Genomic DNA, 12,475 nt, shown 5'->3' with positions numbered 1-12,475 from the left:
TAAGGTTAAAGTGAGCTTGAAAGCTAGCTCGCCCAGTGAGTAGACTTGCCGTCAGTTAACGTGTTAACTGACGGCGTTTTTTATTCCGTTGGTATTAGAACTTTAGTTTATCAATAAGTGTGTTAGGGTCGATTTCAAGTTCATCCATTAACGACCAACGAGTTTGCTTTTGTACACTACCTTTTCCTAAGATCCAGTAATCATAAGTTTTTTCAATACGGCCATTGGTATGCTGTATAGTCAACCACGCATTTACATAACTCAGTAAATCTTGATTACGCTTGGCGACGGCAAATCCAACGGGGTATTTCAAACTCGCCCCTTCCGGTACCACAACACCAAATTCAGGGTAGAACATGCTCCATGCAAAGCCCGCCTCTGCGCTGATCACTAAGGCGTCATATTTTTCTGGGTGCTTAAAATAGCTTTGCAAATTGTTAATACCGGATACTTTTACCTTAGGGTTTTGCTGCGCCAATTGTTTGAGTAACGGAGCATACTCAACGTGAGCTAAATTCAGCTTATCAAGCGTAAGTAGGGCTGACTTGTCAGCAAACTTCTTCAAATCATGATCTTTGGCCAAGAGCGCTAGTTGCAGTTCCAATACCTTGTCACTAAAGCGCACGCTTTGTAAGTCGGCAATATTAATTTCAAGGCCGGACATTGCAATGTCGAAATATCCCTTGTTGAGATACTCTGCCAGTTGTGGCTTTTTAAAAGGAATAAACTCGATTTTAACCCCAAGGTCAGATGCGAGCCTATGTGCTAGGCTGACATCAAAACCCACTAACTGGTCTTTTTGATTAAAGTAACTAAATGGCACATTATCGATAAGATATCCGACACGCAGCAGGTTACGTTTTTTAATCACATCGATATTCGTCAAAGACAACTCACCACTTTGGTATGCTTTAGGGACATAGCTAAGCACATGAGCAGGGACGGTATCTGAGATCACCATATTAGCAATGGCCTCATCGGCCGATTTAGTTTGTTTACCGAGGTAATTATTTGCCGTAAAACTCAACAACATAAATGCTGGGAGTAGTGCAGAAAGTAGCGTTAAATAATAAACCGAGCGCACGCGTTTTAGGTGTAATTGTCTACGGTTGATAAAAATACATAAAAATACAAATGCGAAGATATACACCACAGTGGTCGGTGAAACCACCTTTGCGGTGAGTACTGACATTGATAGATATAACTGATAAGTATCAGCCGGGACACGCAAGGTATCGAGCAAATAGGGAATAGCGATATGTACGTTAGCAAAGTAACTTAGCATCGCCGACAAAGACACATTAGGAATTTGTTCGATGCCGATTTGGTTGCCGGTAAGCCATGCTGCAAAAGAGACAAAAATGAGGGTCGTAAGCTTTCCTAAACTCGGGAAGGTATAAGCGATAGGCACTAACACCTCAGCGATGTGATCAGAGCTTTCGTCGCTTTGCTTAATTTTGCGTAAATGATCTTTGATCCCCTCGGTGATCACTGGCAATACAATAAAAACGTTTCCGGTACTAAATGCGGTGATCCATGCATTGCGCATAACCATGATGAGGTCGCGGTATTTAACAGGGGTGAGTGCGGCAACAAGCATAGGGAGTAGTACTAACATCAAATACACGCCGACACATAAAACGACAACCCAGTATACTTGCAATTCAGACAATTCTTCTGCGCTCATGGTGCCAGCGGTGCTTGCAGTCATCGCAAAAATGCCGATAGGGAAGATGGCAATGATCTTCTTGGAAATCACCGACAGACCTTGACCGACGACTTCTAACACATCCAGTAAACGGTTTTTCTTTTGATTGGAAATAAGTGCCATACCTAGCGCAATACAAAATATGACTAAGGCAGGTACATTACCTTCCGCCATAGAAGCAAATGGATTAGCGGGAATATAATGTTTGACGAAGTCTACTTCGGGAGCAGCGGCGACCAGTGCCGGGGAGAAAAAGGTCCCGGCATCATGCGCTGGTAATGTCATAATAAAGCACCAGATCACAGCAAGACCTACCACCCAAATGGAGACCATGACTAGCGCCGCTTTTGCAAGAATACTTTTAACCTGTTCGGGATTAAATTTGCCTAAACCCACGATAAGGCTGACGACAATATAGGGGAGAATGGTGATTTGCATCAGGTTTACAAAACCTGTACCGATAGGTTTTAAAAATGATAACCGTTCACCGAAAACTAAACCAGCAAAAATGCCAAGTATGAGCGCCCAAAGCATCCAGTTAATGTTTTTTAGAAAATTAAGCAATTTAGTCATGTGCTCAGTCGAAAAAAGAGCGGTATTTTAATTAGCTTAGCTTAAAACTTACTGAATGTTTGAGCGATTTGATTACAAATTATCGAGTGTTTACTCAAAGTTCATAATCATCCCCATTTTTGGCACGATAACAGGCTTTTCCTGCTGGTTGTTGCACCCCGTGATAAAAGCTCATCCATAGTTTTTGTAGCTGGGTTTTAGTCTTTTTACCAACCACAGACGCCAGTGGCGTTTCGACGATAATATCTTCGATATGGGCGCTATCAAATTGGCCGAGCATTCCGGTGCGATTGAAGGTAATTTCAATATGTAAGCCATCGTCCTGTTTTAGCAAAACAGCCTCAGGCGTTTCTCGGTGACCGCAAAGCGCGACGAATTGGCTACAATTTTTTAAACCACAATGGGTGCCGTTGGCAAAAAACGCAAGCAGGTGATTGTAGTAAACCACATAGTCTGTCACCTCTATGTGTGAGCCAAACTCTAAAGGACATTGTTCATCAAGATACTGTTTTGCCAGCATTGACTGTTGCGCTTTTGTATCGTCAATTGATTGCTCTGTATGCGGTTGTAATTGCGCTGCCATGATCCACCTCACTTGTTCATGTTGTCATAAATTGGGAAATATATTCTGGTTGTTTCGTGTACATTTTGAGTGTAAGTTAAATATTCAAATAATTTCACAAAAAGAATTTCACAGTGTGAATTTCACAAAAATGGGGTGTGAAATCATGGCAAAAGTTGCAAGCTTAATTAGAAAGTCTCACTTTTTGGGTACTAAAATAAGAAATCTAAGAAAGCGTAACCATCTGACTTTAGAAGATTTATCGGCTCGATGTGTTAAGCAAGATCCAACCAGCGCGCCTTCCGTTTCCTACCTGTCAATGATTGAAAGAGGCCAGCGTACGCCAAGCGAAGCGATGCTCGAAAACTTCTCTAATGTATTTCAAAAACCGATTGAGTGGTTTTTAGACAGTCAACCTGAAGCGCCGGAGATTGCGCCAGATAAAGGCAATTTCGGTGGGATAATGGGGATGGCTTTAGAGCCCAACTTTCTATTTGCCAAAGAGATATTACAAATTGCGATCCCAGAAATGCTATCCCAAGCGGGGATCAGTGGTAGGCAGTTTGCGCACCTTTTGATCCGTGCCCACCAAGAACACCATCAAAACCACTTTCCTGATTTAGAGCGAGCAGCCGATGAAGTGGGAGGTAAAAATCTCTATCTCAGCTGTGATGATCTCATGGCAATTTTGATAGCAAAAGGTCGAAAAGTGGAGTGGTTTGAGCAATCATCGCCTGACGGAGAGGGGATGATCACTTCTTATTTCAAAGAGCCAAACATGGTGTTTATAAATCGCGCATTGCACGCACATCCCGCGAGAATGAAATACGATTTAGCCGTTCATATTGGCCATGCCGTGCTTCACAATAGTGAGGGTTTAGAATGTGTACTCACTACTGGAGAAAGTCGTAAAAGTAACGATAACCCCGATCATGATACTCCAAATGCTCAGGATATTTTGAGCGCGTGGCAGGATTTTGAATCGAGCTTCTTCGCAGGGGCCTTATTGTGTCCCCGTACACCATTTCGGCAGTTACTCGAAAGCCGAGGTTACGATGTGCGCGTCCATGAGCAACTTGGTATTTCTGCTTCCGTCGCAATGCGCAGAATGACATCGGTTTCACCTTATCCACATTGGCATTATTTTGATGCTTATCAAGCCGGTAAACTCAAGGCGGTGTATCGGGGCAATGGCATTCCTTTACCTTGGGGCAATATGCGTAGCGTTGCCGATCCGTGTCAGCACTGGGCCGTATTTCGTAAATTTCATGATGATAGCAATAGTGCCAGTGCTCAGCTTTCGATCCTGAACGTCAATGGTAAACCGCGTCTGTATTGCTGTGAGTCAGTAAAAATCGTTGATGTGGCGAATCGTCCAAGGGTGCTGTGCGCGGGTCTTGATCTCAATCCTGCTATTAATGCACAAGGGATTGATGCTGACGCCTTGATTGGAGAGTTACAAAAAGCTTGTATTAGCCATGGTGGCGCGAGCGTGGTGCCCTATCATATGAAAACCCAATTACTCCGTGTCGCCAAGATTTTAAATATCCAGTGGATTGAAAGAGGACTTGAGGGCTCAGTTCGGGTGATTTGTACTCGAGGAAAAAGCTGCCCGAGAAAGCCAGGGTGTTACCTCAATGGCCATGGTTAATAAAGATAATGGTGATATCTAGTTATGCTATTTTTGCCTTGAGATAACATACATATTTAGTTTACACTTTTCATGTTCATAAGGTGGGTACTAAAATTATTTACTCTATGACAGGTTATTTTGATTAAGATATTTTTGCAGTTTCTGTGTGACATATGAATTATTTGAGGGGAAGCAGTGCTGTTATAGACAAGGTGTCATCTTCTCAACATAGACTGCTTAATTAATCAAATGGGTATTTAACAAAACTTATAAAGGGAGTATTTAATGTTTAACCGAAAAAACGCTTACTTATCAATTTCTTGCTTGTTATTTTCCATGTCAGCATCTGCTGAAATTATAACAGTACACTTTGATGCAAAAGTTAACTTTGTACAAACTCGTCAGGGAGCTGAAAGTCCGCTGATACAAGCTGGAGAAAAGTTAAACTTCACGATTGCATACGATACTGAAGCAGAATTAGTGAATAATTACTATGTCGATAGTAATCCTAACAGTTACTTTTCTGCCAGCTTTGAAAGTGGGCTAACAGCTTCAAATAAAAACCTTGGTGGCACAGTATATAATATAGAGTCAACCAAAATGGAGTTCCCTGAGTATAACGAATTTCACTACAATACGAATTTTTCTCCAAAAAATACAGTGACAAATAACGGTGAAAACATCAGTTTTTACCTGCAATTTAAGCAAATCACTGACGTACTTCGTGATGTAAACCTAATATCAGATTGGAATGTGGCACCAAATCATTTCGCTTGGACTGAAGCTTTAGTCCAGTACAATGGTGCTTTTATCTACGCAGATATTACTAACTTTACTGTTGGAAACACAAAGTCAGTTATAACCAGCGTTGTAGCGGGTAACCAGCAACTAGCAACAAAAGGTGGTACAGTAAACTACGCTTACTCTGTAGCTAACAAAGAAGAGACAGAAGTCACTGTTGAAGCATGGGAATATATCACCATGCCAGATGGTACAGCCTATAATTTAGGTGAGACATCAGAAATCAAGCTGGCGTCTAAAGAAGAGTATGTTCAAACCGGTCGTTACTTCACAATTCCTGCCTATTGGCCTGCCGGTCAGTATACGTACAATTTCCAATCTCTGCTCATCGGTGGCAATGGCGAGAAAGGGGAAATGTCGAAGAGCTCTTTTACATTTATTAAGAAATAATAATACATTGCCTTAATAGTCGCTCAATTGAGTGAACTAGAACACTTAATTAAAAAGGTAGACAGTAAGAGTACGTACTTTTGCACGCTTTTTATAATTTAACCTGAGCTGGGGCGCATTATTTATCCACAGCTTAGGTTAATTACGAAACTTAATATTAGATTTTGTTTCTGATCAGATCTCTCACAAGTAACCTCGCAGGGTGGATTGCCTGATGTACTCGTTCGCTTAAAGGTCTTGCTTCGCCAAGTAGAGTTGCAACTAAGTGCTCAGTAGCAAGTGGAGCGCTGCACAGTCCTCGTGCGCCAAAACCGGTCACAATATGAATTCCTTGATAGGGTAGTGCAGGCCTCCCAAAGCCGTAGTGTTTTCCCTTCCTTAAATTAGCAAACGCTGAGCAAAATTCATCGTTATGCTGGACTTGACCAAGCATAGGCAAATGATCGTTAAAACAGCAACGTACTGCGGCTTTTGCTGAGGTGATCTCGCCAAGACTCGCGGCTAACTCCGTGTCTTTGTAAAAGCGTTCAAGCTGGGCACGGTTAGCTGCATCATCTTCAGCTTTTATCTCTCGGCTTTTGCTGTTTTTTTCAAATGTCGCGCCCATACAATGTTGCCCATCCATTTCAGGAGTAAAGTACCCTTTATGGCAAAGTACGGTATTGAGTTTTTGTGATTCTTCTCCAGCATCAACATGAGAGACCTGACCGCGGACGCCGTGTAAAGGAACATGTTTGGTTTGCTCGAATCGGTCAGAGTGCTCACCGCCACAGACAAATACATCTGAAAACGGCCCAAAGGTATTATCTTCACTGTGTAACAGCCAGCCGCTCTCCGCTTTTTCAAGTTTTTGTATATCAGTATTAAAATAAGTCGAAATCGTTTTTAATGCGTGGGCTGCATCAAACACAGCGTGCGTTACCTCTGCTGGGTTTAGCCAACCGGCCTCTGGAATATAGAGTCCACCGTAGGGCAGCATGGTATTTGCGATAGCTGAAGCCTGCTTGGCGTCGACGGCATGAATTAAATCATGTGACCAAGTTGCCTTTTCGGCTAGGTTTTGATGTTGCGCTCGTTTGGCCTCACTAACGGATTGCAAGAGTACGCCACACCAATCATGTGCGAAGTGATATCCTGTATTTGCAATGTGCTGATAGAGGCGCTTTGCATATAAAAAGCTGTGGGCGTATAGCTCGCTCGATGGCGTGTGATCTGCTTGCAGGTTTGGATATAGCGCGCCTTGACGATTGTGAGAAGCACCTTTGGCTAACGTGTCGTCTTGGCAAAAAAGTGTTGCACTAAGATCACGTTTACTAAGGTGATACAACAAACAACTTGAGGCAATACCACCGCCAATAATAGCGATACTCTCTAGCTTACGCGGTGTGGTGCTGTAATACGCTGGAGTATTGGAGTTTTTATTGGCACGGCTCAGCGTTCCAACCACCATTTCGCGTTTGCGGCCAAACCCTTTGACTTTTTTGCACGCAAAGCCGGCGTCTTGTAGTCCTCTGCGGACAAAACCCGCTGCGGTAAATGTTGCCAAAGTAGCGCTATCTCGGCTCATATTGGCCATGGCATCAAATAAGCTTTGTTGCCACATTTCTGGGTTTTTACTCGGAGCAAAGCCATCTAAAAACCACGCATCGACAAATCCGGCTTGTTCGAAACTTAGTTGTGGTAAATTATCGTGAATATCACCAAACCATAAATCTAAGGTCACTTGACCATTGTCAAACTCTAGGCGATGGCATCCTTCAAGGGCCATCGGGTATTGTTGGCAAAGTTTTTTGGCGAGCGGGGCAAGCGTAGGCCAAGCTTGTAGCGCTTTAACTAAATCATCAATATGGATTGGATATTTCTCAAATGAGACAAAGTGAAGTTGGTTAACGCATGCGTCTTTGCTACGCTGGTTGAAGTGATACCAAGCGTTGAGAAAGTTTAATCCAGTACCAAAACCAGTTTCTGCGATGACAAATCGGTCTTTGCCATGATTTTGTAACCGCTCGTCGATATGGTTCTGAGTATAAAAGACGTAATGTGACTCAGCTAATCCATCATCGTTGGAAAAATAGACATCGTCAAAACTATCGGCAACAGGGGTACCAGCATCGTTGAAGTGTATTTGAGCGTTTTTTATCATGAAAGACTCTATGTTCGACTATTTGGGAACTATTTTACTGTCTTTCGACTCAATAGTCTGGTTGCATTTTTAGTTATTTAGGTTCAGAGTACATGTGTACGCTGGAAAGCTGACCACTTGGCGCTAAAATTCAGCGTATACTACGCATAATTTGTAATATCGAAGGGAATAAACCCATGAGAAGAGCCGTTATTACGGGGATCGGTGTTGTTTCGAGCATCGGCAACAACAAGCAAGAAGTTTTAGAGTCATTAAAAGCAGGTAAGAGCGGTATTGCTTTTAACCAAGAATTTGCAGACTACAACCTACGTAGCCAAGTGTCTGGTAAAATAGATATCGACGTAAAATCTCTCGTTGACCGTAAGGCACATCGCTTTATGGGGGACGCGGCAGCGTTTTCTTATATCTCGATGGCGCAAGCAATTGAAGATTCAGGGCTATCAGAAGAGCAAGTATCAAACGAACGCACAGGCCTTATCGTAGGTTCTGGTGGTGGTTCGTCTAAGTACCAAGTTGAAGCCGCTGATATTCTGCGCGAAAAAGGCGTAAAGCGTGTAGGGCCTTATATGGTTCCACGTACCATGGCAAGCACGACTTCTGCGTGTTTGGCAACACCATTTAAAATTAAAGGTGTGAACTACTCAATCAGCTCTGCATGTGCAACATCAGCACACTGTATTGGCAATGCTGTTGAACAGATTCAACTAGGCAAACAAGATGTTATCTTTGCTGGTGGTGGTGAAGAGCTACACTGGACATTGGCGATGGAATTCGATGCCATGGGTGCGTTGTCAACCAAGTACAATGAAACGCCTGAGCGCGCATCACGTACGTACGATGCAAATCGTGATGGTTTCGTCATCTCTGGCGGTGGCGGTATTGTGGTAGTTGAAGAGCTAGAACACGCACTTGCTCGCGGCGCGCACATTTATGCTGAAATCGTTGGCTATGGTGCGACATCAGATGGTTACGACATGGTAGCACCATCAGGTGAAGGCGCTGTGCGTTGTATGAAGCAAGCGATGCAAGGTCTTGATGTACCGATTGACTACCTAAACACGCACGGTACTTCAACACCAGTTGGTGACGTGAAAGAGTTAGGCGCTATTCAAGAATTGTTTGGCGATAATTCCCCAGCTATTAGTGCAACTAAAGCAATGACAGGCCACGCACTCGGTGCGGCTGGCGTGCATGAAGCGATTTACTCTTTGCTGATGCTAGATAATGACTTTATCGCACCATCAATTAACATTGATGAATTGGACGAGCAAGCACAAGGTTTAGACATTGTAACCGAGCGCCGTGATGGACCGCTTAATACGGTGATGTCAAACAGCTTTGGCTTTGGTGGTACTAACGCAACACTTGTGATGAAAAAGTACAAAGGTTAAGCGCTTTACACTTAACTTGATATCAAACACAAAAAAGCAGGCTAAGCCTGCTTTTTTCGTTCTGTTCGTATATTAAAATAAATTAACGTACATTGTGTTTCATCAAACGTTCTTTATCACGTGACCAATCACGGTCTTTAATATCAGCACGTTTATCGTGTTGCTTTTTACCCTTCGCAAGATAGAACTCGAGTTTTACCCAGCACTTTTTCCAGTACATTGCTGTGGCTATCAGAGAATAACCGTCACGCTCGGTTGCACCGATAAGACGTGAGATTTCACGTTTATTTAGTAACAGTTTACGATAACGAAGCGGATCACATATCACATGTGTAGAAGCACTATTTAACGGTTGAATTTGACTGGCCAACAAATAGGCTTCGCCGTTTTTGATATGGATGTAAGTATCTGAGATATTGACTTTACCGGCGCGGATACTTTTTACTTCCCAGCCTTGTAATTCGATACCTGCTTCGAACTTTTCATGTAGTGAATACTCATGACGCGCTTTTTTATTTAGCGCTATGGTATTGCTATTTGATTTACTTGAATTTTTCTTTGCCATAATGGCTTAGTCTACCTATAAATCCTGTTTTAAGACAGCGCTTTTTCATTAATGTGACGTATTTTTACTTAGTCAGTGGCTGCAAACAAGATAAATTTGCAAAACCTTGGTAAAATCCTTGTATTAAGATTTGGAGTGTCTATGCCACAGATAGAAAAAAGTGCTTTGGTGATGTATAGCACCAAGGAAATGTTTGAATTGGTCAATGATGTTGACGCTTATCCCGCATTTCTACCGCATTGCTCAGATGCAAAAGTTATCAGCAATGATGAACAAGGGATGACCGCGAGTCTAGAAATTTCGAAAGCCGGCCTAAAAAAGTGGTTTACCACAAAAAATGAATTTGATGGCAACCGAGTAAAAATGTGTTTAGTTGATGGGCCATTTAAGTCTTTAAACGGCTACTGGGAGTTTACCGCGCTTGATGAACAGGCTTGTAAGGTGAGTTTAAAGTTAGAGTTTGAATTTGCGAGCAAATTAATTGAGATGGCGTTTGGCAAGCTATTCAATGAAGTGGCCAAGAATATGGTATCTGCGTTTACCCAGCGAGCCAAAATTGTTTACGGAGCGAGATGATGATAAAGGTTGAAGTGGTATTTGCATTGCCTGACAGCGCGACGTCATTGTCGGTTGATGTGCCTGAGGGGACGTCAGCTGAGCAAGCGGTACTACAGTCAGGGATATTAGAAAGATGCCCAGAGATAGATGCGAATGACTTGACGCTTGGGATCTGGAATCGCACAGCAAAATTACATCAAGTAGTGAGTGACGGTGACAGAATAGAGATCTATCGTCCATTAATCGCAGACCCAAAAGAGGCGCGCAGACGCCGTGCGGAAAAAGCAAAAGAAGAGGGCCGTGCAAGCAAAGTTACCGGTGGGCGACCTGTCTCTTTAGGAGATAAGGAATAATTAAAAAAGGGGAAATACCTTTCCCCTTTGACTACGAAATAATGTGTGTCCCTTGACTCTATGAGTCTAAAGGGGTGTTAAATTCTTCCGGCTCTTCGAAGTCGCCGCTCACGCGAACTAGTTTGTCATTCTCGAAATAAACGCTAAACGACTTTCTGACCTCTGAGTCTCTATCAATATTAAATACGTACTGGTAATGCCAGATATTGTTGTTAAAAGTATCTTTAGCAAGCGGTGTACCTAGCACATATAGCACTTGCTCTCTGGTCATTTGCACGCGAAGTTTATCTACATCTGACTGCTCTAAGAAATTACCTTGTGGCACGTTGATGCGATAAATCCAGCTTGAACAGCCAGACATAAATACCGTCATAACTACAGCACTGAGCCAAACAGAAAGGGTTTTATTAGACAGCATGAAATTGTGTATCCTTATTATCAGTTATTTGCATGATACCGATTGCACAGAGAAGGTAAAGTCTCTTAGCGGAATTGGACTGCACTAAGTGTAAAAAGTTCGCAGATAAGTTGCAAGAGCTGCCATGTGTGGTAGAAGTCATTGATAAGATTTTGAGGAGAGCCTGTTAGTGCTAGGAAAAATGTTACTTAACGAGCCCAATAAAACGGATCACCAAGCTATTTGGAGCTTATATATCCTAGAAACGCGCTTTGGTCATTGGTACACAGGAATAACAACCAATGTAGAGCGGCGCATAGAGCAGCATCAGGCTGGGAAGGGGGCAAAAAATTTAAAAGGTAAAGGGCCCTTAACGTTAAAATTTCAATGTGCTGCAGGTACTAAATCTCAAGCTGCAAAACTTGAGTGGCATGTTAAGCAGCTGACAAAAGCACAAAAAATTCAGCTGGTAGAGTCAAAAGGTGAACGAGTTAATGACAAAATAAAGTCATTGATGAGGTTAACCCCTGCCTGATACTTATTTAGATCCATATTCTCTAGTGTATCCCTGGTGGTGTGATGATGTTTATCTTCACCCATACCAAAATAAATATAGGGGATCCCTTGGCGATAAAAGGCGTAGTGATCGCTTGCTTTGTGCCAATCAACTCTTGGGTTATTTATATAACGCTCAATTTGTCGTTGTGACGATACTATGGTCAATTTTACTGAAGATTGCGCCTTGTTCTGGAGCTCAGATTTATATTCCTTGAAACCCGGTGAAAACAATGCAAATAAACGGTTGTTGTTATTTATTCCTAACATATCAAGGTTGATATTGAGCTCAACTTCTCGTTTAAGGTGCTTGGCATAATGTTTCGCTCCATGTAAGCCGCGCTCTTCTGCATCGGTTGCGACAAACAATATATCGCGAGCGCGATTTGTTTTACTAAGTTGCCTCGCAATGTGCAACATTGCAGCGGTGCCAGATGCATTATCATTGGCACCTGGATAATGTCTTTGTCCTGTGGTTCCTAAATGGTCGTAATGCGCGCTGATAACGATGGCCTTATCACATCGAGGTTGAGTGCAAGGTAAAATCGCCGTGACGTTGTGACCTGCGTCCTTACTAAAAATACCTGCTCTAAAGGTAAAGTGCTGATAGATCGGGTTTCCACCTAATTGCTCAAAAGCAGCAAAAATATATTGGGCACTGATGTTAGGCGATTGAGCACCACTTTTACGGCCTTGGTGACGAGCACTTGTGAGAGCTTGTAAATCTTGCACCAATATATTATCAACATTAGCAATACTTTGATGTCGCGACTGAGCCAATACATTCGTGGTACATATCGCGGCCAGCATCATGCCGATTAGCTTGAAAGAACATTTCTTCATTAT

Annotated in this window: 12 protein-coding genes; 6 read left to right on the top strand and 6 right to left on the bottom strand. The window is 42.6% G+C overall.

Features of this window, described 5'->3' with window-relative positions; all coding sequences use genetic code 11:
- Positions 1-94 precede the first annotated feature (94 nt).
- Both QSH61_RS11290 and QSH61_RS11285 read right to left on the bottom strand, forming a co-directional pair.
- Entirely contained in the window at positions 95-2,281 is a 2,187-nt protein-coding gene (locus QSH61_RS11290; RefSeq protein WP_206470990.1) for a cation:dicarboxylate symporter family transporter, read from the bottom strand.
- Positions 2,282-2,375: 94 nt separating this feature from the next.
- Entirely contained in the window at positions 2,376-2,864 is a 489-nt protein-coding gene (locus QSH61_RS11285) for an aldolase/citrate lyase/malate synthase family protein (protein ID WP_206470989.1), read from the bottom strand.
- Between the two features lie 145 nt (positions 2,865-3,009).
- Between QSH61_RS11285 and QSH61_RS11280 the strand changes: the two genes are divergently transcribed.
- Together QSH61_RS11280 and QSH61_RS11275 are read left to right on the top strand one after the other, a co-directional pair.
- A complete protein-coding gene (locus QSH61_RS11280; protein ID WP_206470988.1) occupies positions 3,010-4,494 on the top strand; it encodes a DUF3612 domain-containing protein in 1,485 nt (494 codons plus the stop codon).
- Positions 4,495-4,761: 267 nt separating this feature from the next.
- Complete coding sequence (locus QSH61_RS11275) at positions 4,762-5,667, top strand: RbmA family biofilm matrix protein (RefSeq protein ID WP_206470987.1); 906 nt, start codon at positions 4,762-4,764, stop codon at positions 5,665-5,667.
- A 157-nt stretch (positions 5,668-5,824) separates the two neighbouring features.
- Here QSH61_RS11275 and mnmC read toward each other — a convergent pair whose 3' ends face one another.
- The gene (gene mnmC, locus QSH61_RS11270) at positions 5,825-7,810 is read right to left on the bottom strand and encodes a bifunctional tRNA (5-methylaminomethyl-2-thiouridine)(34)-methyltransferase MnmC2/FAD-dependent 5-carboxymethylaminomethyl-2-thiouridine(34) oxidoreductase MnmC1 (RefSeq protein WP_206470986.1); all 1,986 of its coding nucleotides are present in this window, start codon (positions 7,808-7,810) and stop codon (positions 5,825-5,827) included.
- 176 nt (positions 7,811-7,986) lie between these two features.
- Here mnmC and fabB point away from each other — a divergent pair, with 176 nt between their 5' ends.
- Positions 7,987-9,201, top strand: a complete 1,215-nt coding sequence (fabB, locus tag QSH61_RS11265) for a beta-ketoacyl-ACP synthase I (RefSeq protein WP_174168676.1) — start codon at positions 7,987-7,989, stop codon at positions 9,199-9,201.
- Between the two features lie 82 nt (positions 9,202-9,283).
- Here fabB and smpB read toward each other — a convergent pair whose 3' ends face one another.
- The gene (gene smpB / locus QSH61_RS11260; protein ID WP_010379116.1) at positions 9,284-9,766 is read right to left on the bottom strand and encodes an SsrA-binding protein SmpB; all 483 of its coding nucleotides are present in this window, start codon (positions 9,764-9,766) and stop codon (positions 9,284-9,286) included.
- Between the two features lie 141 nt (positions 9,767-9,907).
- On the opposite strand from smpB, the gene QSH61_RS11255 reads away from it, so the two are divergent.
- Together QSH61_RS11255 and QSH61_RS11250 are read left to right on the top strand one after the other, a co-directional pair.
- Positions 9,908-10,342 carry a type II toxin-antitoxin system RatA family toxin gene (locus QSH61_RS11255; protein ID WP_010605103.1) on the top strand — a complete coding sequence of 145 codons (435 nt, stop codon included), beginning with the start codon at positions 9,908-9,910 and terminating at the stop codon, positions 10,340-10,342.
- On the top strand, positions 10,342-10,677 hold the full coding sequence (locus tag QSH61_RS11250) for an RnfH family protein (RefSeq protein WP_206471087.1): 336 nt from the start codon (positions 10,342-10,344) through the stop codon (positions 10,675-10,677). Before QSH61_RS11255 ends, QSH61_RS11250 begins: the two co-directional genes overlap by 1 nt.
- A gap of 58 nt (positions 10,678-10,735) precedes the next feature.
- On the opposite strand, the gene QSH61_RS11245 is transcribed toward QSH61_RS11250, so the two are convergent.
- Complete coding sequence (locus QSH61_RS11245; protein WP_010605101.1) at positions 10,736-11,095, bottom strand: outer membrane protein assembly factor BamE; 360 nt, start codon at positions 11,093-11,095, stop codon at positions 10,736-10,738.
- Between the two features lie 181 nt (positions 11,096-11,276).
- Here QSH61_RS11245 and QSH61_RS11240 point away from each other — a divergent pair, with 181 nt between their 5' ends.
- Positions 11,277-11,609 carry a GIY-YIG nuclease family protein gene (locus QSH61_RS11240; protein ID WP_102057019.1) on the top strand — a complete coding sequence of 111 codons (333 nt, stop codon included), beginning with the start codon at positions 11,277-11,279 and terminating at the stop codon, positions 11,607-11,609.
- Here the strand turns inward: QSH61_RS11240 and QSH61_RS11235 are convergent.
- Positions 11,537-12,472 (bottom strand): M20/M25/M40 family metallo-hydrolase, encoded by a 936-nt coding sequence (locus QSH61_RS11235; protein WP_174168678.1) that lies wholly within the window; start codon positions 12,470-12,472, stop codon positions 11,537-11,539. The genes QSH61_RS11240 and QSH61_RS11235 overlap by 73 nt on opposite strands.
- Between the last annotated feature and the right edge of the window lie 3 nt (positions 12,473-12,475).

Origin of the sequence: Pseudoalteromonas sp. JC3, from assembly GCF_030291895.1 — a bacterium.
GTDB lineage: Bacteria > Pseudomonadota > Gammaproteobacteria > Enterobacterales > Alteromonadaceae > Pseudoalteromonas.
The sequence above is the reverse complement of the archived record's forward strand: the minus strand, read 5'-3'. Positions and strand labels throughout refer to the sequence as shown.

What these genes read in the sequence shown, in the direction of transcription:
- QSH61_RS11290 (WP_206470990.1), bottom strand. Translation starts at nt 2,281, where the DNA reads ATGACTAAATTGCTTAATTTTCTAAAAAACATTAACTGGATGCTTTGG.
- QSH61_RS11285 (WP_206470989.1), bottom strand. Translation starts at nt 2,864, where the DNA reads ATGGCAGCGCAATTACAACCGCATACAGAGCAATCAATTGACGATACA.
- QSH61_RS11280 (WP_206470988.1), top strand. Translation starts at nt 3,010, where the DNA reads ATGGCAAAAGTTGCAAGCTTAATTAGAAAGTCTCACTTTTTGGGTACT.
- QSH61_RS11275 (WP_206470987.1), top strand. Translation starts at nt 4,762, where the DNA reads ATGTTTAACCGAAAAAACGCTTACTTATCAATTTCTTGCTTGTTATTT.
- mnmC (WP_206470986.1), bottom strand. Translation starts at nt 7,810, where the DNA reads ATGATAAAAAACGCTCAAATACACTTCAACGATGCTGGTACCCCTGTT.
- fabB (WP_174168676.1), top strand. Translation starts at nt 7,987, where the DNA reads ATGAGAAGAGCCGTTATTACGGGGATCGGTGTTGTTTCGAGCATCGGC.
- smpB (WP_010379116.1), bottom strand. Translation starts at nt 9,766, where the DNA reads ATGGCAAAGAAAAATTCAAGTAAATCAAATAGCAATACCATAGCGCTA.
- QSH61_RS11255 (WP_010605103.1), top strand. Translation starts at nt 9,908, where the DNA reads ATGCCACAGATAGAAAAAAGTGCTTTGGTGATGTATAGCACCAAGGAA.
- QSH61_RS11250 (WP_206471087.1), top strand. Translation starts at nt 10,342, where the DNA reads ATGATAAAGGTTGAAGTGGTATTTGCATTGCCTGACAGCGCGACGTCA.
- QSH61_RS11245 (WP_010605101.1), bottom strand. Translation starts at nt 11,095, where the DNA reads ATGCTGTCTAATAAAACCCTTTCTGTTTGGCTCAGTGCTGTAGTTATG.
- QSH61_RS11240 (WP_102057019.1), top strand. Translation starts at nt 11,277, where the DNA reads ATGTTACTTAACGAGCCCAATAAAACGGATCACCAAGCTATTTGGAGC.
- QSH61_RS11235 (WP_174168678.1), bottom strand. Translation starts at nt 12,472, where the DNA reads ATGAAGAAATGTTCTTTCAAGCTAATCGGCATGATGCTGGCCGCGATA.